Origin of the sequence: Mesorhizobium sp. B2-3-4, assembly GCF_006442315.1 — a bacterium.
In the GTDB taxonomy this organism is placed as follows: Bacteria; Pseudomonadota; Alphaproteobacteria; order Rhizobiales; family Rhizobiaceae; genus Mesorhizobium.
Window position 1 is genome coordinate 156,977 of record NZ_VFVY01000004.1, and the last position, 22,092, is coordinate 179,068.

At 62.8% G+C, this 22,092-nt stretch carries 24 protein-coding genes; 12 read left to right on the forward strand and 12 right to left on the reverse strand.

Annotated features, from left to right (window positions below; translation table 11 throughout):
* Nucleotides 1-130: 130 nt before the first annotated feature.
* The 4 genes from FJ967_RS08640 to FJ967_RS08655 form a co-directional block, all read right to left on the reverse strand.
* A complete protein-coding gene (locus tag FJ967_RS08640; RefSeq protein ID WP_140731290.1) occupies nt 131-934 on the reverse strand; it encodes an amino acid ABC transporter ATP-binding protein in 804 nt (267 codons plus the stop codon).
* 17 nt (nt 935-951) lie between these two features.
* Nucleotides 952-2,109, reverse strand: coding sequence for an amino acid ABC transporter permease (locus FJ967_RS08645; RefSeq protein WP_140731291.1), 1,158 nt, complete (start codon nt 2,107-2,109; stop codon nt 952-954).
* 4 nt (nt 2,110-2,113) lie between these two features.
* Nucleotides 2,114-3,301 (reverse strand): amino acid ABC transporter permease, encoded by a 1,188-nt coding sequence (locus tag FJ967_RS08650; RefSeq protein ID WP_140731292.1) that lies wholly within the window; start codon nt 3,299-3,301, stop codon nt 2,114-2,116.
* Nucleotides 3,302-3,363: 62 nt separating this feature from the next.
* Nucleotides 3,364-4,392, reverse strand: coding sequence for an amino acid ABC transporter substrate-binding protein (locus FJ967_RS08655; protein ID WP_015318414.1), 1,029 nt, complete (start codon nt 4,390-4,392; stop codon nt 3,364-3,366).
* A gap of 529 nt (nt 4,393-4,921) precedes the next feature.
* Between FJ967_RS08655 and FJ967_RS08660 the strand changes: the two genes are divergently transcribed.
* The 5 genes from FJ967_RS08660 to FJ967_RS08680 all read left to right on the forward strand — a co-directional run bounded on the left by FJ967_RS08660 (nt 4,922) and on the right by FJ967_RS08680 (nt 9,134).
* A complete protein-coding gene (locus tag FJ967_RS08660; protein ID WP_140731293.1) occupies nt 4,922-6,103 on the forward strand; it encodes a cystathionine beta-lyase in 1,182 nt (393 codons plus the stop codon).
* A 217-nt stretch (nt 6,104-6,320) separates the two neighbouring features.
* The gene (locus FJ967_RS08665; protein ID WP_140731294.1) at nt 6,321-7,400 is read left to right on the forward strand and encodes an HPP family protein; all 1,080 of its coding nucleotides are present in this window, start codon (nt 6,321-6,323) and stop codon (nt 7,398-7,400) included.
* Nucleotides 7,401-7,487: 87 nt separating this feature from the next.
* Nucleotides 7,488-8,174: an RNA polymerase sigma factor gene (locus tag FJ967_RS08670; protein WP_181175711.1), complete on the forward strand. Its 687-nt coding sequence runs from the start codon at nt 7,488-7,490 to the stop codon at nt 8,172-8,174.
* Between the two features lie 106 nt (nt 8,175-8,280).
* A complete protein-coding gene (locus FJ967_RS08675; protein WP_140731295.1) occupies nt 8,281-8,805 on the forward strand; it encodes a DUF4142 domain-containing protein in 525 nt (174 codons plus the stop codon).
* Nucleotides 8,802-9,134, forward strand: a complete 333-nt coding sequence (locus FJ967_RS08680; RefSeq protein WP_181175712.1) for a cupredoxin family copper-binding protein — start codon at nt 8,802-8,804, stop codon at nt 9,132-9,134. Before FJ967_RS08675 ends, FJ967_RS08680 begins: the two co-directional genes overlap by 4 nt.
* Before the next feature lie 78 nt (nt 9,135-9,212).
* Here FJ967_RS08680 and FJ967_RS08685 read toward each other — a convergent pair whose 3' ends face one another.
* Nucleotides 9,213-9,830 (reverse strand): ABATE domain-containing protein, encoded by a 618-nt coding sequence (locus tag FJ967_RS08685; protein ID WP_140731296.1) that lies wholly within the window; start codon nt 9,828-9,830, stop codon nt 9,213-9,215.
* A gap of 157 nt (nt 9,831-9,987) precedes the next feature.
* Between FJ967_RS08685 and FJ967_RS08690 the strand changes: the two genes are divergently transcribed.
* The 4 genes from FJ967_RS08690 to FJ967_RS08705 are packed head-to-tail and all read left to right on the forward strand — an operon-like array spanning nt 9,988 to nt 12,690.
* Entirely contained in the window at nt 9,988-10,713 is a 726-nt protein-coding gene (locus tag FJ967_RS08690) for an alpha/beta hydrolase (protein ID WP_140731297.1), read from the forward strand.
* Between the two features lie 53 nt (nt 10,714-10,766).
* A complete protein-coding gene (locus tag FJ967_RS08695; RefSeq protein WP_140731298.1) occupies nt 10,767-11,609 on the forward strand; it encodes an alpha/beta hydrolase in 843 nt (280 codons plus the stop codon).
* 21 nt (nt 11,610-11,630) lie between these two features.
* On the forward strand, nt 11,631-12,401 hold the full coding sequence (locus FJ967_RS08700) for an SDR family oxidoreductase (RefSeq protein ID WP_140731299.1): 771 nt from the start codon (nt 11,631-11,633) through the stop codon (nt 12,399-12,401).
* Between the two features lie 10 nt (nt 12,402-12,411).
* Nucleotides 12,412-12,690 carry a hypothetical protein gene (locus FJ967_RS08705; RefSeq protein ID WP_140731300.1) on the forward strand — a complete coding sequence of 93 codons (279 nt, stop codon included), beginning with the start codon at nt 12,412-12,414 and terminating at the stop codon, nt 12,688-12,690.
* A gap of 30 nt (nt 12,691-12,720) precedes the next feature.
* Here the strand turns inward: FJ967_RS08705 and FJ967_RS08710 are convergent, their stop codons facing one another.
* Nucleotides 12,721-13,596: a crotonase/enoyl-CoA hydratase family protein gene (locus tag FJ967_RS08710; protein WP_140731301.1), complete on the reverse strand. Its 876-nt coding sequence runs from the start codon at nt 13,594-13,596 to the stop codon at nt 12,721-12,723.
* A gap of 87 nt (nt 13,597-13,683) precedes the next feature.
* Here FJ967_RS08710 and FJ967_RS08715 point away from each other — a divergent pair, with 87 nt between their 5' ends.
* On the forward strand, nt 13,684-14,268 hold the full coding sequence (locus tag FJ967_RS08715; protein WP_140731302.1) for a TetR/AcrR family transcriptional regulator: 585 nt from the start codon (nt 13,684-13,686) through the stop codon (nt 14,266-14,268).
* A gap of 15 nt (nt 14,269-14,283) precedes the next feature.
* Here the strand turns inward: FJ967_RS08715 and FJ967_RS08720 are convergent, their stop codons facing one another.
* The 6 genes from FJ967_RS08720 to FJ967_RS08745 all read right to left on the reverse strand — a co-directional run bounded on the left by FJ967_RS08720 (nt 14,284) and on the right by FJ967_RS08745 (nt 20,408).
* Nucleotides 14,284-15,213, reverse strand: a complete 930-nt coding sequence (locus tag FJ967_RS08720; RefSeq protein WP_140731303.1) for a sugar-transfer associated ATP-grasp domain-containing protein — start codon at nt 15,211-15,213, stop codon at nt 14,284-14,286.
* 291 nt (nt 15,214-15,504) lie between these two features.
* On the reverse strand, nt 15,505-16,731 hold the full coding sequence (locus FJ967_RS08725; RefSeq protein WP_140731304.1) for an anion transporter: 1,227 nt from the start codon (nt 16,729-16,731) through the stop codon (nt 15,505-15,507).
* Nucleotides 16,732-16,866: 135 nt separating this feature from the next.
* Nucleotides 16,867-17,829 carry a glycosyltransferase family 4 protein gene (locus FJ967_RS08730; protein WP_140731305.1) on the reverse strand — a complete coding sequence of 321 codons (963 nt, stop codon included), beginning with the start codon at nt 17,827-17,829 and terminating at the stop codon, nt 16,867-16,869.
* Between the two features lie 222 nt (nt 17,830-18,051).
* Nucleotides 18,052-19,170 carry a glycosyltransferase family 4 protein gene (locus FJ967_RS08735; protein WP_246675224.1) on the reverse strand — a complete coding sequence of 373 codons (1,119 nt, stop codon included), beginning with the start codon at nt 19,168-19,170 and terminating at the stop codon, nt 18,052-18,054.
* 48 nt (nt 19,171-19,218) lie between these two features.
* Entirely contained in the window at nt 19,219-20,007 is a 789-nt protein-coding gene (locus tag FJ967_RS08740) for a GGDEF domain-containing protein (protein ID WP_140731306.1), read from the reverse strand.
* A 179-nt stretch (nt 20,008-20,186) separates the two neighbouring features.
* Nucleotides 20,187-20,408 carry a hypothetical protein gene (locus FJ967_RS08745; protein WP_140731307.1) on the reverse strand — a complete coding sequence of 74 codons (222 nt, stop codon included), beginning with the start codon at nt 20,406-20,408 and terminating at the stop codon, nt 20,187-20,189.
* 642 nt (nt 20,409-21,050) lie between these two features.
* Between FJ967_RS08745 and FJ967_RS08755 the strand changes: the two genes are divergently transcribed.
* Nucleotides 21,051-21,311 (forward strand): hypothetical protein, encoded by a 261-nt coding sequence (locus tag FJ967_RS08755; RefSeq protein WP_140731308.1) that lies wholly within the window; start codon nt 21,051-21,053, stop codon nt 21,309-21,311.
* A gap of 323 nt (nt 21,312-21,634) precedes the next feature.
* On the forward strand, nt 21,635-21,913 hold the full coding sequence (locus tag FJ967_RS08760; protein WP_140731309.1) for a hypothetical protein: 279 nt from the start codon (nt 21,635-21,637) through the stop codon (nt 21,911-21,913).
* Nucleotides 21,914-22,092 lie beyond the last annotated feature (179 nt).

A 22,092-nucleotide genomic window follows, 5' to 3' on the forward strand; every position in this document is an offset into this window, starting at 1 on the left:
GCAGTCCCGCAAACGCATTCCGGGGCGATATGAGCGCAAAGCCCGTTTCATATCTTTCGCGGATTGCTCCGGTCCAAACGCAAAAGAGCCCGGCGCTGTCTCGGCCGGGCTCTTTTCAATCGTAAAAAGCCTAGTGCAGGATCTGCGACAGGAACAGCTTGGTGCGCTCATGGCGCGGATGGTCGAAGAACTCGGCCGGCGTGTTCTGCTCGACGATCTGGCCCTGGTCCATGAAGATGACCCGGTTTGCGACCTTGCGGGCGAAGCCCATCTCGTGGGTGACGCACAGCATGGTCATGCCTTCCTCGGCAAGGCCAACCATGGTCTCCAGCACTTCCTTGATCATTTCGGGATCGAGCGCTGAGGTCGGCTCGTCGAACAGCATGATGCGCGGGTTCATGCACAGCGAGCGCGCGATCGCCACGCGCTGCTGCTGGCCGCCCGAAAGCTGGCCTGGATATTTGTTGGCCTGTTCGGGAATTTTGACGCGCTTGAGGAAATGCATGGCGATTTCCTCTGCCTGCTTCTTCGGCGTCTTGCGCACCCAGATCGGCGCCAGCGTGCAGTTCTCCAGGATGGTCAGATGCGGAAACAGGTTGAAGTGCTGGAACACCATGCCGACCTCGCGGCGCACCTCGTCGATCTTCTTGAGGTCGTTGGTGAGTTCCTTGCCGTCGACGATGATCTTGCCCTTCTGGTGCTCTTCCAGCCGGTTGATGCAACGGATCATGGTCGACTTGCCGGAGCCGGACGGGCCGCAAATGACGATGCGCTCGCCGCGCATCACCTTCAGGTTGATGTCCTTCAGCACATGGAACTCGCCATACCATTTGTGCATGGCGATGATGTCGATGGCGACATCGGTGGTCGAGATGTGCATTTTTCCGACATTGACCTTGAGGTCTTCCGCGCTGACGGCATTTTCGGTGGCCATGGCCAATTCCCCTTTATTTATCTTCTGTAACCGGTGTCGAGCCGGCGTTCGGTGTACATTGAATAGCGCGACATGCCGAAGCAGAACAGCCAGAACACGAAGGCCGCGAACACAAGACCTGACTTCGCGGTCTGCGCCGTTGCCCAGTTGGCATCGGAGAAGTTCTGCTTGACGATGCCGAGCAGGTCGAACATCGAGATGATGAGCACCAGGCTAGTGTCCTTGAACATGCCGATGAAGGTGTTGACGATGCCTGGGATGACCAGTTTCAGCGCCTGCGGCAGCACGATCAGGTTCATCTTCTGCCAGTAACCGAGGCCGAGCGAATCGGCACCTTCATACTGGCCTTTGGGGATCGCCTGCAGGCCGCCGCGCACCACTTCGGCCATATAGGCGGCGGCAAACAGCGACACGCCGATCAGCGCCCGCAAATACTTGTCGAAGGTGACGCCGGCAGGCAGGAACAGCGGCAGCATGACGCTGACGAAGAACAGCACCGTGATCAGCGGGATGCCGCGCACGGCTTCGATGAAGATGACGCACAGCATCTTGATGATCGGCATCTTCGAGCGCCGGCCGAGCGCCAGCACGGTGCCCAGGGGCAGCGACACGGCGATGCCGACGAAGGACAGGCTGAGCGTGATCAGCAGCCCGCCCCAGCGCGAGGTTTCGACATGCGGCAGGCCGAACATGCCGCCGACCAGCAGGAAGAAGGAAACGACCGGCAGCGCCAGGAAAAGCAGGATGGCGTTCAAGCCCTTGCGCGGCACGCGCGGGATCAGCATCGGCACCAGGAGGGCCACGAACAGTATGGCAACCAGGATCGGCCGCCAACGCTCCTCGACCGGATAGGTACCGAACATGAACTGACCGAACTTGGCGTTGACGAAAGCCCAGCAGGCGCCGCTCCAGCCGTCCGGCTGAATACCGCCCTGCCCGACGGTGGCGCAGACCGTGCGGTCCGGCCCGGTCCACACGGCATTGATGAACGCCCAGTTGATGACTTGCGGCAGAACCCAGGCGACGATGACGATGCCCAGGATGGTGAGGATGGTGTCGCCGACCGAACCGATCAGGTTCCTGCGCACCCAGGCGACGGGACCGCTGACGCTTGCCGGCGCGGGCTGCGCCAGCGCCATTTCGGTGCGCACCCAGGACATATCGTGTTCCTGCATGGCCCTACCTCTCCACCAGCGCCATTCTGGCGTTGACCACGTTCATGACGGCCGAGGTCACCAAGCTCAGTATGAGATAGGCGATCATCATGATCAGCACGCCCTCGACCGCTTGTCCGGTCTGGTTCAGAACGGTGCCGGCCGTCGCCGTCAGGTCGGGGTAGCCGATGGCGATCGCCAGCGAGGAATTCTTGGTCAGGTTGAGATACTGGCTGGTCAGCGGCGGAATGACGATGCGCATGGCCTGCGGCACCACGACCAGCCGCAAGATCGATCCGGACCGGAGCCCAAGCGCGGCGGCCGCCTCGGTCTGGCCCTTGCTGACGCCCCTGATGCCAGCGCGCACGATTTCGGCGATGAAGGCCGCCGTGTAGCAGGACAGCGCCAGATAGAGCGACAGGAACTCCGGCTTGACCTGGAAGCCGCCCGTGAGATTGAAGGTCGACTGTTTGGGCAGGTCGAAGCTCAGCGGAAAGCCGCTCAGCACGTAAGCCAGCAGCGGCAGGCCGACGATCAGCGCCACCGAAGTCCAGAACACCGGGAATTGCTGGCCTGTCGCCATCTGCCGCTGACGCGCCGTGCGGGCGACGAACCAGGCCATGGCAAGGGCCACGACCAGGGCGACCAGGATCAGCCAGGAGCCCTCGCCCCAGACCGCGCGCGGGAAATAGAAACCGCGCTGGTTGAGAAAGGAGCCGAACGGCAGATGATAGGAGTCGCGCGGCGCCGGCAGCACGGCGAGCACGCCGGAATACCAGAAGAAGATGACCAGCAATGGGGGGATGTTGCGGAAAATCTCGACATAGACCGTGCAGATCTTCTGGATCAGCCAGTTCTGCGACAGCCGCCCGATGCCGATGACAAAGCCGATGATGGTGGCGGTGATGATGCCCGCCACGGCGACGATGATGGTGTTGATGAGGCCGACGATGATGGCGCGGCCATAGGTCGAGTCCGACGTGTAGGCGATCGGCGTGTCGGAGATGTCGAAGCCGGCTCGCCCTTTGAGGAAACCGAAGCCGGAGGCGATGTGCAGTCGCTGCAGATTGTCGATGACGTTCTGCACGATCCACCAGACGGAGCCGAACAGAACGATGACGACCAGCGTCTGGAAGAAGAGACTGCGTATTCTCGGGTCATTGACGAAGGAGCCGCGGCTCGGCTCCTCGCGTAGGATTTCCTGCGATGCCATGTCACGTCCCCTGTGAAAGAGAAACCGGAAGGCAGGTGCCTGCCTTCCGGATCACATTTCGATCAGCGGATCGGAGGAGCGTATTGCAGGCCGCCCTTGGTCCACAGCGCGTTGATGCCGCGGGCAATCTTGAGCGGGCTGCCCGAGCCGACATTGCGGTCGAACATTTCGCCGTAATTGCCGGTGGCCTTGACGATGTTGACGACCCAGTCGTTGGAGACGCCGAGATCGGTGCCGATCTTGGTGTCGGCCTCCTGGCCGAGCACGCGCTTGATCTCCGGGCTCGCCGAATTCTTCATCTCGTCGACATTGGCCTTGGTGATGCCGAGCTCCTCGGCGTCGAGCAGGGCGAAATAGGTCCACTTGACGATATGGTACCACTGGTCGTCGCCCTGGCGAACGGCGGGCCCAAGCGGCTCCTTGGAGATGATCTCGGGCAGCACGACGTGATCGGCCGGCGAGCCGAGCGTCAGGCGAATGCCGTAAAGACCCGACTGGTCGGTGGTGTAGACGTCGCAGCGGCCGGCATCATAGGCGGCGTTGACCTCTTCCAGCTTCTCGAAGACGACCGGATTGTACTCCATCTTGTTCGCCTTGAAGTAGTCGGCGAGGTTGAGTTCGGTGGTCGTGCCGCTCTGCACGCAGACGGCGGCGCCCGAAAGCTGCAGCGCCGAATTGACGCCCGGCAGCTTCTTGGCGTTGATCATGAAGCCCTGGCCGTCATAGTAGGTCGTCCCGATGAAATTCAGGCCGAGGGCGGTATCGCGGTTGATCGTCCAGGTGGTGTTGCGCGACAGGATGTCGACCTCGCCCGACTGCAGCGCGGTAAAACGTTCCTTGGCGCTAAGCGGGGTGAACTTCACCTTGGTGCCGTCACCGAAGACGGCGGCTGCAACGGCGCGGCAGAAATCGGCGTCGATGCCCTGCCAGTCGCCCTTGTCGTCCGGCGCGGAGAAACCGGCCAGACCGGTCGAGACGCCGCACTGGATGAAGCCCTTCGCCTTGACCGTATCGAGCGTGCCGGCCGACGCGGCCGACGCCATCAATCCGAGCGTGGCGGCGCCAAGAATGCCGATAGCAATATGTTTCATGACCCACAGACCCTTTTCTGTTTTTCAGGCAAACCCTGATCTTTTTTCCCGTGTGAACGCAGCTCCCATCCCGGCCCATTCCCGGAACCCCGCATCGCAAATCGACGCGCCGCCTCCCATTCACGAACAGCATCGAAGGCGATAATTCTCGTGAGGTCAAGGAAAATGACCGAATCCGAACGCGTTTGAAAATCGATTGCCGGAAATGCTTGAATCGCAGACAAACGCGCCCGCGATTTAGTCAGAGACGCGAATTAAATCGGCAAAGCTCGTCGCACACCCAATCGGGCATTGTCGGGGCAATCCGAACGGTTCCAATTACTCTTGGTTACGGTGCTTCCTGTCCATGAGTACATGCGCACAGCACTGTAGCGGGCGCCGTCACCGCGCTGGAGAAGCAACGGCCCGGCCCAAGGACCCTCCCTGAGGAATTGGCACATCCGAAGTCGTTTCCTGGCGCGCGCCGCGCTGTTGCGCGGCCCATGCCGCCGCACTATGGCTAACGGCTTACCAGAAGAGGCATGGACGAATGGCGAAAGACGGCGGCGAGCAGGGTTCCGGCAAGGTGGGCATCAACACGCGGCTTGCCCATTCGGGCAACAACCCGCGTGACTATTTCGGCTTCGTCAACCCGCCGGTCGTGCATGCTTCGACCGTGCTGTTTCCCAATGCCGCCGCGATGGCCGCCCGCGACCAGAAATACACTTACGGCACGCGCGGTACACCGACGACCGATGCCCTTAACCAGGCCATAGATGCGCTGGAAGGCTCGGCCGGCACGATCGCGGTTCCCTCGGGTCTCGCGGCGGTCACCGTGCCGCTGCTCGCCTTCGTGTCGGCGGGCGACCATTTGCTGATCGTCGATACCGTCTATCATCCGACGAGGAACTTCGCCGACACCATGCTGAAGCGGCTGGGCGTCGAGGTCGAGTACTATGCTCCCGACGCAGGTGCCGGCATCGCCGCGTTGATCAAGCCCAACACCAAGGTGGTGTTTACCGAATCGCCGGCCTCCAACACGTTCGAGGTGCAGGACATCCCGGCCATCGCCAAGGCGGCGCACGCAGCCGGCGCCATCGTGATGATGGACAATACCTGGGCGACGCCGCTCTATTTCCGGCCGCTCGACCACGGCGTCGACATCTCGATCCATGCGGCGACGAAATATCCGGCCGGCCATTCCGACGTGCTGCTTGGCACGGTCTCGGCCAATGAAAGCTGCTGGAAGCAGCTCTATGAGAGTTTTTGCACACTGGGATGCTGCGCGGGACCCGATGACGTCTATCAGGTGCTGCGCGGCCTGCGCACGATGGGCGTGCGGCTCGATCATCACCAGCGCAGCGCGCTGGCCATCGCTTCATGGCTGGAGGGCCAAGAGGGCGTGGCGCGGGTGCTCCACCCTGCCCTTCCCAGTCATCCGGACCACCATCTGTGGAAACGCGACTTCTGTGGCTCCAGCGGCATCTTTTCCATCGTACTCGCCGGTGGCGGCCAGAAACAACAGCACGCCTTCCTCGACGCGCTGCGGATCTTCGGGCTCGGCTACTCCTGGGGCGGTTATGAGAGCCTTGCCGTTCCGGTCTGGCTCGGCGACCGCGTCGTTGCGAAAGCCCCTTACGAGGGTCCGTTGATCCGCCTGCAGATCGGCCTCGAGGATGTCGACGACCTGAAAGCCGATATCATGCGCGGGCTGGCGGCTGCCGCAGGCTGACCCCGGCCGGCTGACCGGGAGAGCCCAGCAACAGCCACGACACACTGACACTGATAACAAAGCGCGAGCCGCTCGCAGCATACCGGCGAGCGGTGTCGCGCAATATTATTCTCCCGGGCCGCGACTTTGCGGATTTGTTTGGCTTTCAAATCCGCGGCTTCGGCTGCATTGCGTGATGCGCAGGCATCTCCTCCAATCCATTCTCCATAAGCGTGCCATGGCCTTTCGTCTTTTTGTCCCAATCCTTGCCGGCGCGACGCTGCGCGAACGCCTCCTGGCGTGTATCGGCGCCACGATCGGCATCGCGCTGACCGGGGTGATCAGCGGGCTGGCGATGGGCGGCGGCCCGCATGTGGCCCTCTTGGTGGCGCCGATGGGCGCATCGGCCGTGCTTCTCTTTGCCGTACCCGCAAGCCCGCTGGCGCAGCCCTGGTCGATCATCGGCGGCAATTCGATATCGGCGCTGGTGGGTGTGACCGTGGCGCATTTCATCCATGACCCGGTGATGGCCTCGGGCCTCGCCGTGGCGCTCGCCATCGCGGCGATGTCGTTCACGCGCTGCCTGCATCCGCCAGGCGGCGCCGCGGCGCTGACGGCTGTGCTCGGTGGCCCGGCTGTCATCAGCGCGGGCTTCCTGTTCCCGTTCGTGCCGGTGGCCCTGAACTCGACCATCCTGGTGGCGCTCGGCTTTCTCTTCCACAAACTGGCCCGGCGCAACTACCCGCATGTCGCCGCACCAGCCGCCAACAGCCACGGCACCGCCGACCCGCCGGCACGGCAGCGCACGGGCTTCCGGCCCGAGGACATCGATGCCGCGCTGACCGCGCTCGACGAGACTTTCGACATCGACCGCGACGACCTCGAGCGGCTGCTGCGGCAAGTCGAACTGCAAGCCATGGTGCGCTCGCACAGGACGCTGCTGTGCGAAGACATCATGTCGCGCGACGTGGTTTCGGTGCCCGAGCATGCCGCCGCCGACGAGGCCCGCCAGCAATTGCTCGATCACAATATCCGCACCTTGCCGGTGGTCGACGCGGACGGCCGGCTGGTTGGCGCCATCGGCCTGCGCGAACTGACGAGAGCTACCGACACGGTGAAGGGCGTGATGGCGAAAGCCGGCACCGCCTCGCCTCGGACACCGGCGATGAGCCTGCTTCCGGTCCTCACCGACGGCCGCAGCCATGCCGTGGTCATCGTCGACGCAGAGCGGCATATTCTCGGCCTGATCACGCAGACCGACCTTCTGGCCGCGGCCGCGCGCGTGCAGACGGCAGACAAGGGACGGGCAGCAGCCTAAATAGCGATCCGGATAGCGCCGATCCGGGAACCTTTTGCCGGCAGGCGCATCCAACGTGCAGTATTTGCACGAGGAGATCCGGTCGCGATGAGCAAGCACGCCATGCCCGCCACGGCGCCCGTGGCTGCCGAGAGCTTTTCCGGCGACATGCAACTCGTCCATCGGGCGCTGGCGCGCGAGCCGGGGGCTTTTCGCGCCATCATGAAGACGCACAACCAGAGGCTCTACCGCATCGCGCGCGGCATTTTGCGCAACGACGCCGAAGCCGAGGATGTCGTCCAGGAGGCCTATGTCAGCGCCTTCGCCAGCCTGGCGGCGTTTCGCGGCGGCTCCAAGCTTTCCACCTGGCTTTCGCGCATCGTCATCAACGAGGCGCTCGGCCGCCTGCGCAAGAGACGTCGCACAGCCGAGATGCCGGACAATCCGGAAGCGCAGATCATCCGGTTTCCCCTCAATTCCAGCGACGATCCGGAGCGGGCAATGGCGCAGCGGCAGATTCTGGCACTTGTCGAACGGGCGACCGACAGCCTGCCCGATATCTACCGCATGGTGTTCGTCGCCCGCGTCATCGAGGGCCTGTCGATGGAGGAGACCGCCGATTTGCTGGGCGTGCGGCCGCAGACCGTCAAGACGAGGCTGCACCGGGCGCGCGTCCTGTTGCGCAAGGCGATGGACGACGAGATCGGCCCCGTGCTGCTCGACGCCTTCCCGTTCGCGGGCAGGCGCTGCGAGCGGCTGACCGGGGCGGTGATGGGGCGGCTCGGCCTGGATTGACGCCATCCTGATTTTCCGGGAACGTTTCTTGCTGTCCCGCATCCAATGAACGTCAACTGAAAAAGTGAGCCCTGCGCCTGCTGGCTGCCGGGCCAAGGAGGATGCCATGTTCACCCGATATACCGTTGCCCTTGCCGCCCTGCTTCTCGTCGGCGCCGCTCCGGCCTCGTATGCCGCCGACAAGCCGACCGATCCGCAGATCGCCCATATCGCCTACACGGCCGGCGTGCTCGACATCGAGGCGGCCAAGCAGGCGATCAAGAAGTCGAAGAACAAGGAGGTCGTCGATTTCGCCAAGGACATGGAGCGCGACCATGAAGCGGTGAACAAGCAGGCGCTCGACCTAGTCAAGAAGCTCAAGGTCAAGCCCGAGGACAACGCCACCAGCCAGGCGCTGACCAAGGCGGCCAAGGAAGAGCGCGCCAAGCTCGCCAAGCTGAAAGGCGCCGCCTTCGACAAGGCCTATATCGAAAACGAGGTCGCCTATCACAAGCAGGTCAATGGCGCTCTCGAAACCCTGCTTATCCCCTCGGCCAGCAATGCCGAGCTGAAAAGCCTGCTGGAGACTGGCCTGAAGATCTTCCAGGGCCATGAGCAGCATGCCGAACACGTCGCCGGCATGTTGAAATGAAGGCGGGCGTCCCGGATCGCCCGGTGCGGCTGGCGATACTGACGCTTGCATCCATTGCGATTGCGATGCCCGCGGCAGCGGCAGCGACCATCCAGGTCACCATCGACAAGCTGGTCTTTTCGCCAGCCAGCGTCGATGCGAAGGTCGGCGACACGATCGAGTGGGTGAACAAGGATGTGTTCGCCCACACCGCCACCGTGAAGGGCGGCTGGGAAGTGATGATCCCGCCGAGGAAGTCAGCCAGCCTGACCTTGAAGGCCGCCGGAGCCGTCGATTATTTCTGCCGCTTTCATCCCAACATGAAGGGTCATGTCGACGTGGCGCCATGACGCCCTCGCGGGCTGGCGGCGACAAGCCGCCGGCCCGTGCGCGATGCGTCGGCCCGCCCCCTCGAGCAGCGGTCGCGCTTAGTCGTGATGCGCCTTGATACGGTGGCGGTGCGCGGCCTGCTTTGCCCGGTTACCGCACTGCGCCATGCTGCACCAGCGGCGGCGGTGGCCGCGTGTATGATCGGCGAACAGCAAGGTGCAAGCCGGCCCCTCGCAGGCCTTCACATGTGAGAAATCCTCGCTGCAGACGAACCGCGCCAGTGCTTCCCCGATCGGCGGCAGAAGCGCCTCGGGCGTACGCCATTTGCGGGCGGCCTCAAGCTCAAAAGGCATGTCCGTGCCCTTCGCCGCCCGGGTAATGCGGGTAAAAACCTCGTCCCGCTCGAGCAGGCGGTTGAGCGGCTCCAGTTCGGCAAAGTCTTCAGCGGCCAGCCGGCGCCCCATATGCTCACGCACGAACCCCCGGAACCACTCCCTGAGGCGCCGCGCCTGATCGGCCGTCCTGTCGAGTTCGCCCGGCAGCGCTTGCTTGCGAATGCTCGCAAGCGCTTCGGACGGCGCCAGCCGCGCCTGCTCGACCCAATCCAGCAAACCTTCGCCGTCGGCGATCCAGTCGACCGGCGTATCAAGCGGCGTCGCGACCGAATTGAGGAAATCCAGGCCGAGGGCGTCACCGACGAAGATTGCAGAGGTCATCACAGCTCCGATCGCGCACCGGCCCGGCCGAGCGCCTTGAACACAAAACGGTGATAACCCCTTTGGCGTCGGTTGACAAGTTATGTGATTGTCGAATAACCCTTCTAACAATATCAAGAAGGTTACTCCAAAATTCCAATTCTGAAGGAAAGCCGCGATGCCCTCAAACGATGTCAGTGTTGTGCTGGTCCACGGCGCCTGGGCCGACGGGTCGAGCTGGGCCAGGGTCATCGCGCCGCTCGCGGCGCAAGGCTTCAATGTGGTTGCCGCGCCGCTGCCGCTGACGTCGTTCGAGGACGATGTGTCGGCACTCCACCAGACACTGGCGCGCATCGGCGGGCCGGTCGTGCTCGCCGGCCATGCCTATGCCGGCGCGGTGATCGGGGCGGCAGGCAACAGCCACGTGAGAGCGCTTGTCTACGTGGCAGCACTTGCGCTCGACGAAAGCGAAACCGTGGCCGACGTCTTCTACCGCGCCACGCCGCATGCCCTGGCGCCAAAGCTCGCGCCCGACGATCATGGCCTGATCTACCTGCCGGATGCAGCCTTCGCTTCAGCTTTCGCGCAAGACGCGGCGGCCGACGACCTGACGGTGCTGCGGGCCGTGCAGCGGCCGATCTCGCCGGCCTGCATCACGGTGCCGGTGGCACGGCCGCTGTGGAAGGACCGGCCGGCCTGGTTCCTGGTCGCCGAGCAGGACCGCATGATCGCCGCCGAAACCCAGCATTTCATGGCGAGGCGCATGAACGCGCATGTCCGTTCGCACCCGGTGGATCATACGCCGATCGTCACCGCGCCCGGCATCGTCATCGACATCATCCTCGAAGCAGCCCGGGCCTGCGCAGCGCCGGAGTGCCTCCTGAAGACGGGCTCGTCGTCTTAAATCCAGATAACCTTGTTAACGCCAATTTTTCGGTTACAGAAACGGAGAGAACCATGACCGCCTATCGCAACGCCGACGTCGACGGCTTCAACGTCTTCTATCGCGAGGCAGGCACGCCTGGCGCGCCAAAATTGCTCCTGCTGCACGGCTTCCCAAGCTCCAGCCATATGTTCCGCAACCTCATTCCGCTACTTGCCGACCGCTTCCATATCGTCGCGCCCGACCTGCCGGGATTCGGCCGCTCCGACATGCCGTCTCGTGAAACATTTGCCTATACGTTCGACCACATTGCCGAGATCATAGACCGCTTCACCGAAGTGGTCGGCTTCGACCGCTACGCGCTCTACGTCTTCGATTATGGCGCGCCGACCGGTTTCCGGCTGGCGCTAAAGCATCCCGAACGGATCGCCGCGATCATCTCGCAGAACGGCAATGCTTACGTGGAAGGCTTGAGCGAAGGCTGGAACCCCATCCGCGCCTATTGGCACGACCCCTCGCCTGCCAATCGCGAGGCGCTGCGCCCTTCCTTCAAGCCGGATGCGATCGCCTGGCAGTACACGCATGGCGCCCCGGCGAACCTGGTTTCGCCCGATGGCCATTCGCTCGACAGCTTCTATTTCAACCGGCCGGACGCCGAAGAGGTGCAGCTCGACCTGTTCGGCGACTACAGGAGCAATGTCGACCTCTATCCTGCCTTCCAGGCCTATTTCCGCACGCACAAGCCGCCATTCCTGGCGGTGTGGGGCAAAAACGACCCGTTCTTCCTGCCGCCGGGCGCGGAAGCGTTCAAGCGCGACATGCCGGATGCGGTGGTGCGCTTCCTCGACACCGGCCACTTCGCGCTGGAAACCCATGCCGGGGAGATCGCCGCCGCCATCGGCGATTTCCTGCGCTGATCCGAAAAGAGGAGACTTGCCATGTCGACGTCCGTCGCAATCGTCACCGGCGCCAGCCAGGGCATCGGCCAGGCCACAGCCATTCGGCTGGCGCGGGATTTCTCCGCGCTGGTTCTGGTCGCGCGCAGCCGGGCGAAGCTCGAGGAAACAGCCGTCGCCGTCGAGGCGGCGGGCGCCAAGACGCTGATCGTCGAGGCGGATCTGGCCAAGCCCGAAGCAGCCGGAGCCGTGGTCGAGCAGGCGCTGGCCGCCTTCGGGCGCATCGATGCCTTGCTCAACATTGCCGGCGCCGTGCCGCAAATCGACCTGTTCGAGATGAGCGATGAGCAATGGGACGCCGGCCTGGCGCTGAAACTGCACGGCGCACGCCGGCTGACAATCGCGGCCTGGCCGGCGCTGAAGGCGGCCAAGGGGGCCGTGGTACTGATGTCGGGCAATTCCGCGCTGCTCCCCAAGGCCCCTTATGCCGCCGTCGGCACGATCAACGCAGCCGTCGTGGCGCTGGCGAAAGCCTTCTCCGACCGCGGCATCGCCGATGGCGTGCAGGTCAACAGCGTGCTCCCCGGCCCGGTGATGACCGGCCGCCGACGTTCCTATCTCGAACATTGGGCGCCGCTGCACAAGATGAGCGTCGAGGAGGCGACGGCCAACTTCCCGAGGGAAGCCGGCATCGCCCGCTACGGCGAGCCGGAAGAGATCGCCGAGCTGATGGCCTTCCTGGTGTCGTCAGCCGCGCGCTGGATGACCGGCTCGACGCTGCGCATGGATGGCGGCGAGGTGAAATCGGTCTGAGGAGGGTGACATGATCGTGTGGGACGACGTCACCCGCGCCCATGTGGTGCGGGCGATGCAAGAGTACGACCGGCTGGGACCCCAGCGTTTCTTCGCCGAATATGGGTTTGCCCCGACCACGACCTACGAACTGGTCGCCGACGCCCGCCTTTATCCGCCGAAGGCGATCCTCGGCACGGCCTATGAATTCGCCACTGGAAAACGACTGGCCTCCGGCGACTTCGAGGGCGGCAAGAGCGGCGCGGTGAAAATTCTCGGGCGGCTGGGTTTCCTGGTCAGGGCGAAGTGACGGGCGGCTCTGGGCCCACATGATGGCCGGTTACCCCGGCGTCTTGCCAAGGCCGGCGGCCTGGTCGAGGCGTAGCGAGGCGCGTCTTGCTTCGTCCGGCCTTGCGACATGCGTCCAGGAGCCGTCATAGCCCGGCTTGCGCCGTTCGATCCAGGCCCCGAGCCCTTCCCGGAGATCGGCGGTCGGAGCCATGCGGGCGAACTGTTCGGCCTCGACCAGCAAACCTTCGGCGATGCCAAGATTGATGCCGCGCGACACCGCGGTCAGGATGCTGGCGAGCGCCGCGGGCGAATGCGTGATGATGCGGCGGGCAAGATCATGTGCGGCCGGCATCAGTTCGGCGTGCGGAACCACCCTGTTGACGAGGCCGAGTTCAAGGGCGCGCTCGGCCGCGAACCAGTCGCCGGTCAACAGCAGTTCGAGCGCGCGCTTGCGTCCGGCGAGCCGCGGCAGGCGCTGGGTGCCGCCAAAGGTCGGCGGCATTGCGAGGTTGATCTCGGGCTTGGCGAACAGCGCACGGTCGCTGGCGATGGCCAGCGGCACCGCCTCGGTGATTTCGCAGCCACCGCCGAAGGCGAGGCCGTTAACGGCTGCGATGACAGGCTTGCGGAAGGCTTCAAGCCGCGCCGTCAGCCGCTGTCCGCGCATGACGAAGTCACGCAGCGCGGTGTCGGTCCCGAGCGCCACGCTTGCCGAAAACTCCTGGATGTCGGCGCCGGCCGAGAAGGCCCGCTCGCCGGCGCCCGTCACAATGACGGCGCGGACAGCGCTGTCGACTTCAATGGCGTCGAGGATCGCGAGCAGGCGATCGATCAAGGCATAGTTCAACGCATTCAGCTTTTCGGGCCGGTTGAGAGCGAGGACGGCAATCCCCTCCTTTGTTTCGTTGAGGACGAGATCGGTCATTTCGGCTTCCTTCCAGAGTGTGTCGATGCGCTGGAGGTTACGCCGTTCCCATCTTGTGTATATTCACTAGTCGGTATACTTAGGCCCATGCCCGAAGCACAAAGTCCCACCCGCAAGCGCATTGTCGACGCCGCAACCAGACTGTTTTATGCGGAGGGTATCGGCCGCGTCAGCGTCGACGCCGTCGCCGAAAAGGCGGGGCTCACGAAGCGGACGCTCTACTATCATTTCAAGAGCAAGGACGACCTGATCGCCGCCTATCTCGATGGCCGCGATCAGCCCAATCTGAAGCGGATGGCCGGCTGGTTCGAAGCCGATCAAGGTGGCGTGGACAGCAAGGTCGAAGCCATCTTCGCCAATCTGGCTGTGGCTGCGCGTCATCCCAAATGGAAGGGATGCGGGTTCCTGCGCACGGCCGCGGAACTTGCCTCGATGCCCGGCCACCCGGCGGTCAAGGTCGGATCGCGCCACAAGTCTAATTTCGAAGCATGGCTGGCTGGAGCCTTGTCGGGCCATGGTATTGAGGAACCGGAGGTGGTAGCGCGCGAAATCGTGCTTTTGATCGACGGCTCGTTTTCGATCATGCTGATCCACCGCAATCCCGACTATATCGAGGCTGCGGGACGGGCAGCGGCCACGCTTGTGCGGGCGCGAACGCCAGACAGGGATTGAAGCGCGTTTCTGGTCTCAGATACCCATTTCAGCCCAGAATGCGCGTTGCTCGGCTGTCCGCTTCAAGCTGGCATGACTTTCATGGATTGCCAGGCTGGGGGTGGTGTTGGCCTCGACGATGACGATGTCATCATCCGTCAATGCGACGTCCCAACCGATGAGGCCCGGATAGGGCAGTTGGCTTGCCAGCTTCAACATCCGCGATCTGACAAGCTCCCAATTGGGTATGAAAGCATTGCGGATTTGGACACCGGAGGTCGGATGACGCTCATTGACCTGGCGTCGCCTGTTTTCCCTGTCGTAGGACAGACCGGGCCCGAGAACGCCGTTCACCGGATCGACCAAAGCCGAAATTCCGCCGCGCCCGATCTTCCAGTTGTCGGTCGGATAGGTTTCCGGACGGCCCATCTTCATCGTCGCCGCCAGGATGACAGGGCTGTGGCTGGAAAAATGCGTCCCGGTCAGCACGCGAAGCGTGTTCAGCGTGGGTGGGAAAAACGTCTCGCTCCATGTCCCCTGCCGGATGATCTCGGAGACCGTGTAGGCGTTTGGCTTCTGGCGCAGGAAATCGTTCAGCCATTCCTGCGGATCCACTGTGACGCCATTGACCCGCAGGCCTTCGGGCACATCGGCCAATCTTAGCGCCCCTTGCGCGTGTCCACCGGCCGCGGGCTTGAGAAACAGTTCGCCCTTGTCCCGGACAAGCGAAAGTATCGCTGAAAATTCAAGGCGTTCGTCCGGCCTGGCGAGTTCGACCAGATGCCGGCCGGCCACATAGTGGGTCATGGGCGGGGCCGCGAAGGGCATGACATGGTCAAGCCAAGCCTTCTGGTTCAGCTTGTTGAACAACAACCGGTCGAGACGGTGATTGTAGGTCGCCAGGCGGCGTGTGTACAAAGTGAGGGACGTAAATTCTTTTCGAAGAAAGGCCTGGTCGTCCAGCATGATCAGTGCCTGGGACTGATGGCCGCGAAGCAAGCCGCGTAACCGCCATTTGCCGCTCGGCGGTGTATCGGCAAGTTCCGTCCGCAGATAAGATCTGTAAGCGCGCCACCGAAGGGCAATCGTCCTTGCCACCCCCAAAGGATCAGCCCTCCCCCTGCTCGTCCAGAAAGAAACCCCAAACTCTATCGTCCGACCCTAGTGGGAGATTTCACATCTGAACACCAGTTTTCTGACTGATGATGCTACCAGGCTCCAAACTTATGCTGAAGGCTAGACTGGACGCGGCTTCTCCTAGACCCCGAAAGCCAACCATGCCGTTCCGGCCAGAAGCGTGATCAGCGTCAGCGGCAGACCGACCTTGAAGAAGGCACCAAACGAAAGCTGCGTGCCCGAGGCGCGCGCCTGTTCGGCGACGATCAGGTTGGCGACCGAGCCGAGCAGCGTGAAATTGCCGGCGAGCGTCGAACTCATGGCCACGACCAGCCAGGCGCGCTCGGGGTTCTCCAGGCCTGGTATGAACGGCCTGAGCGCCAGCACGGCCGGAACATTGCTCATGATGTTGGATAACACGGCGGTGAAACCCGCCAGCCTCCAGACATTGTCGAGCCCGATATTCTTGGCCGAGGCGATCATGTCCGATGTCAGCAGCGTCTTTTCGGCGCCGGCAACCACCACGAACAGGCCGGCGAACATGAACAGAAGCGGTCCGTCGATCTCGCGATAGATGCGCGCCGGCTTGATGGCGCGGGTAAGCAGCAGGATGGCGCCGCCGATGAGCGCCGCCTTGGCGACGGGAACGCCGGCAAAGAAGGCGATTGCCAGCCCCACGCAGACGATCACCGCCTTCAGCACCTGGCCGCGATGCATGCGGCCGCGCGCCACGTGCGGCGTCAGTTCGCCGCTGCTTGTGAATTCGGCGCGGTAGACGATGCGCACGATGACGATCACCGCGACGAGGCCGAACAAGGCGACAGGCGACAGCGCCGCCGAAAAGGCCGGGTAAGAGATGCCCGACAGCGCGCCGATGACCATGTTCTGCGGATTGCCGGTGATGGTGGCGACGCTGCCGCAGTTCGAAGCGGTGGCGGTGGCGATCAGATAGGGGATCGGGTTGCGGTTGATGACGCGGGTCACGTGGACGACGATCGGCGCCATGACCAGGCAGATGGCGTCGTTGACCAGGAAGGCCGACAGCACGCCGGTAAGGAGCGTCACCATCACCAGAAGCATGAATGGCGCATGCGCGTGCTCGATGGCGATGGCACCGAGACCCCGGAAGGCACCCGATACTTTCAGATGCGCCACCACGATCATCATGCCGAGCAGAAGCGTGATGGTGTCGAAATTGATGGCGCGATAGGCGTCCTCCATGCTGAGCGCGCCGATGGCGATCATCGCCGCGCCGCCAAGCAGGGCGATGCCGGCCCGGTCGAGCCGCAAGCCGGGAATGCGGCCGATGGCGACGCCGGCGTAGGTGAGGACCAGGATCAGCAGTGCCGCGGCGCCCGTCAATGTCATCGGTAGTGGCCCTGCTCGATCTGTTGCGCACCGATGCCGGCCGCCCGCGATTCACGTCATGCCAGCTTTAGCGCGATCTCGGGATCGATGCCAAACGGCGTGGATCCTCGGCCGAAGCCGGATCGCGCGGGGCCGCTAGCGTCGATAGAAATCAAGCCGCTTTTGCAATGCCTGCGTCGAAAATAGTTGCTCGACGGTCTGCCGCGCCTTGCGGCCTACCGTCGCTCGCAGGCCCGGGTCGGCTTTGAGGTCCGCCAGGATCCGCGCTGCTCCTTGTGTCGTTTCGAACAGGAAACCGTTTTCGCCATGGCTGATATGGTCGACGTAACCGCCATTCGAATGGCAGACCACCGGCAGGCCGCAGGCCATCGCCTCGAACACCACGCGGCCGAACGTCTCCACATGCGAGCCGGTGCGATAGTAGAACACGTCGAGCGTCGGCAAAAAGTCTTCCGCCGCGAGTTGCCCCACCGGCAGGAGTTCGAGCCCGGGATGCGGCGCAAGCCTGTCCTTGAGTTGCACCCCACCCTGGATCTTCACCGCGACGCCTTCCGCCAGCAAGGCCTCGTAGAGCGCGATATCGTCGTCATGGTGCTTGTCCGGCGTATCACGGCTCATGCGCCCTATGGTGAATGGGCCGTCAGGCCTTGCCGGCCGCGCGGAGAACCGCCCAATGTCGATTGGCGACGGATGGACGACGCCGTCCGCCCGCAGCATGCGCTTTTGAAAATCGGAAACCAGTACCAGTTCGGCTTCGGGCCATCCCAGCGTGGCGGGCATATGTGTCGTCAGGCCCATGACTTTGGGATGAAAGGTGCTGAAGTCGTAGATCAGCCGGCGCGGGCGCGGGATCAAATAGGGCCATATCTTGTTGCGCCAATGCGCGCCTATGAAGACGTAGGTGCCGCCGTCCGGCACATGCCGCGTCAGCGGCGAGATGCGGTGGATCGGAAATTGACGCGTCCATTCCTGCGATGCCCTGGACGATGCCGCCCAAAGACGCGCTCCGGTCTCGGCGCCGAGCAGCCGATACAATTCGACCGTCTTGCGCTCACTGCCACCAAAGGAATCCTGAAAGCCATTGAACAGGTGGATCATGCGCTTTCGCGCTCGCCCGGCTCGGCCATTTTTTGCCCCTAAACCCAGTCCGTGGCCGAAAGCCGGCACAGGACACCCCAACCGGTCAGAGAAATAGGAGCATCCCTGGAAATGGCCAGAGTGGCGCATGAATAAATTAGAAATTACTCATATTTTATCGGTCGGCATGCCGTCCGAGCGCCGCCTCGCGAACGGCGGGGGAAAAGGAGCGATCCAGTCCTGCTAGCTTCGATAGAAATCCAGCCGTTCTTGCTGTGCCTGCGGCGAAAACAGCCGCTCGACGGTTTGCCGCGCCCTATGGCCAACGGTCGCGCGCAGCCCCGGGTCAGCCTTGAGTTCGGCCAGAATCCGTGCGGCCTGTTGCGTCGTTTCGAAAAGAAAGCCGTTTTCGCCATGCCTGATATGGTCGGCATAGCCGCCATACGAATGGCACACGACCGGCAAGCCGCAGGCCATGGCCTCGAACACGACACGGCCGAATGTCTCCACATGCGCGCCGGTGCGGTAGCAGAAGACGTCGAGCGTCGGCAGAAACTGCTCCGCGGCAAACCGACCCTGGGGCAGGAGTTCCAGCCCTGGATGCGGCGCAAGCCTGTCCTTGAGCGGCATGCCACCCTGAATGCGCACGGCATCGCCGTTGGCGAGCAAGGCCTCATAGAGCCCCACATCGTCGGCGTGATGTTTGTCGGCCGTGTCGCGGCTCAGCCGCCCCACGGTGAACGGACGATTTGGCCTTGCCGGCCCCGGCGAGAAGCGCTCGATATCGATCGGCGAAGGGTGGACCACGCCTTCGACCCGCAGCATGCGCCTCTGAAAGTCGGAGATCAGCACCAGTTCGGCGCCGGGCCAGCCCAGCAGGCGCGACCTGTGCGTCGTCAGCGCGAGCAACTTGGGATGAAAGGTGTTGAAGACATAGACCAGCCGGCGCGGCCGTGGGATCAGGTAAGGCCACACCTTGTTCCGCCAATGCGCACCCAGAAAGACGTAGGTGCCGCCATCCGGCACGTTGCGTGTCGCCGGCGAGACGCGACGTATCGGAAATTCCCGCATCAGGTCTTCGGATGCACGTGAAGAAGTTGCCCACAACCGCACCCTGCAATCGGCGCTCAACAGCCGATACAACTCCAGGGTTTCCCGTTCACTGCCCCCAAACGGGTTCTGAAAGCCGTTAAACAAATGGATCATGGTCGCGGTGCTTACTGCGTGTCTCGCCAATTGCCTGCATTCAAGCCCGTGGCGGCACCCGCGAACCGCACGATGGAGGGCTTGAGGAGCAGAATTTTCCGGCGATGCTTCATACATCAATTGCCCGGATGAAGCATACAGATAAGTAAACGTCAAGTAAGCATCAAGGAAGGCGTTAGTATCAGCCTGTTGCAGGCCCTACCGTCAATGCATGGTGGCGGCGTTGGGCTGCGACGCATGCGAGGCTTCTGCCGGATCAAAGCTGACCTGATCGCGTCCATTCGACTTGGCGGCATAAAGCCGTCTGTCGGCGGCGGAGAATATGGCTTCATAGGTGGTTGGCCCGCTGAAGCTGGTGCCACCGATGCTGACGGAAAGCGGACAGGAGCGGCCACCGGGCGAAAAGTCCGTTTCGCGAATCCGCCGGCGGATGCCCTCGGCAACCAGCCAGGACTGCGAGGGATCGACACCGGGAAGGAACACGCCGAACTCCTCGCCCCCGATCCGGCCGACGATATCGCCACCACGCAACTGGCCCTTGATCGCCTGCGCGATCACCTTGAGCGCCTGGTCGCCGCAATCATGGCCGAGGCGATCGTTGATCGATTTGAAATGGTCGGCATCGATGATCAGCAGCGCGCCGGAGCGGGTCTCTTCCTGCTTGCGGGTCTGCTCGAGATAGGCTTCGACGAGCATCGAGAAGGCGCCGCGATTCAGCACCGCCGTCAGGCTGTCCGTCGCGGCGATGACGCTGAGGTCGCGCTGGGCAATGGCCAGCTGGCGGATCTTCCACATCAGGAAGAACAGAAACGAGCCGCCCAGCACAAGCGGCAGCAGAAGGTCGGTCAGTTCCGCGCGCCAGACGGCCTCGGGCGAAAGATAGGGGAAATTGAACGAATCGACGAAGAACGCCACGGCAATGAAGAATGCCGTGCCGGCGACGGTGACGGCGACCACCCTGCCCCAGCTGGTCGGCGACAAGTCGAGCTTCATCCCCTTCCACTCCGTTAGCCGTCCCTACTATGACGTGCCAACGCAAACAAAATGATAAGACTTTCCTTTCAATTCGAGATCAGATGGCCGCAAACCGGGACACGATCGCCCGAGAGGCGATCGTGCTCCGATGTCGCCACAAATTGCGCGGCGGATCTGGGACTCGGAAGATTCCGAAGTCAGCGGTTGGGCGCCGGCCCTGCCGCCTCGACAACGAAGGATGCGGCGATCAGGTCGTCGGCATCCAGCCGCAGCGAGCCGTCGCCGGCTCCCATGATGGCGGCGACCTTGTGAAAGGTTTTCATCTCGTGGCCGGAGATTTCCGCATCTTGCATTCGGGCCCTGAGCTCGGCGATGCGCCGCACCAAGGCAGGGGATGTTCCAATTTCACGTTTCGACATGGCCTGGCTTCTCCTCCCCCAACCCGTTCTTGTTTCGCCCCACCCCATTCGCCGGACCGCACATTGCCTTTTATGAGGCTCCACGAATACAAGGCCCCGAACGCCTGGTATCGGCCGAGGTTCCAACCGGAGAGATCACGAAATAATTCCGGGGCCAGCCGGCGCACCAGCCCCGGTCCGCTGTCCCCGGCATCGATGGCCAGGCGATGATAGCGCCGCACGGCAAGGGCCGGATTGAATGACCTCATGAGATCATGCGGTATAAGCTATTGAAATATTTGGCGATCCCGACAGGATTCGAACCTGTGACCATCGGCTTAGAAGGCCCAAAGCAAACCGCGCTGTTCTGCGGTTTCTGGCATCTCTAGCTGTAAACCGTGCCCGTCAAACCATTGAGAAAACCCGCCGCACTGTAAACGATGGAGAAGGCAATGACGCGCCCTGAATTCTGCCCGTGCTTCGAAGAGGCGCCAGATCCATGCCCGGCCTGCGGGGCGACTGTAAGCGGCAAGGACGTCGTTCGAGGCATCTGCCAAGCTCGCAAGGGCTACCGCCGTGAGCCGGACGTGGTCTTAGTTCTAACCGATCGCGACACCGGTGCGGTAATAGCCTAACCCTCCCCCACCAAGAAGGAGCCTAAGCATGGAAGAGACGAGCGAGATGTTGAAGAGCGTGGCTCGGGCGATCGGCACAGCAGATGGACATAGCCTCACAGAGGCCGATTACCTGGGCATGGCCCGCGCCGCAATAGAGGCCATGCGAGATCCGTCATTTGAAATGATGAGGGCAATGTACGAAGCCATGTTCGTGGACAGATGGGACGGAAGTCAGGCACCTATGATTGGTGCCGGGTTCGAAGCAGCGATCTCAGCCGCCCTCTCCCCTTCAACCAGAGGGGAATGAAGGATGGCCGAGCGAGACGACGCAATCCGATTGGCGAATAAAGTCTTGGACGATGCCGGGCGAGACCCCGACGATGATCTGTCTATGTTGAGCCGACAGTTTCTACGGTCGCTGGAGGGCCATATCGTCACCGTCCCTGCTGAGCCGACCGAAGCAATGATCAGCGCTGGGTACGACCGTCTGTCGAAGCTATATGAACAGAAAGCCACATCTGGCATGGAGATTCGCGAGACCGCTGCAAGGGCGTATAGGGCCATGATCGCTGCTCGGCCACCTCGCCCCTAACCCTCCCCATATTCGCAGCACAGGTAGGAGGGAACACGATGAGCAGTGAGATGACAATCGAAGAAGTCGTAGCGAAGTATGGTGTCAATCCTGATGTGACCGGCAACCGTCCGCGCGGCTGGTGGATCATCGACAAGATCGAAGACGAGGAGGAATCCGGCAATGCACAGGTCGGCGATTTGTGTGTAAAGACGCGCGATGGAGGATCAAACCCGGTCGATCCTGAGGCGTTCCGCAAGGGCAATTGTGTTGGATCTTCAACGGACGGCTTTGATTGCACCTATCGGTATTATTATTACCGAGCGCTGACGCCATGAGGTTTTCCAACCTCCCCCACCTTGCCGCGATCGGGGCTATCATCCTGGTAGCCGCATATGGGCTGAGGGCAATGGGGGGGATGGTGGAGTTTTGATGGGAGATGATGATGGGGGACTGGAAACCGATCAGAACAGCGCCAACTGATGGCACGGTTATGCGCCTGAGGGGTACTTGGCCG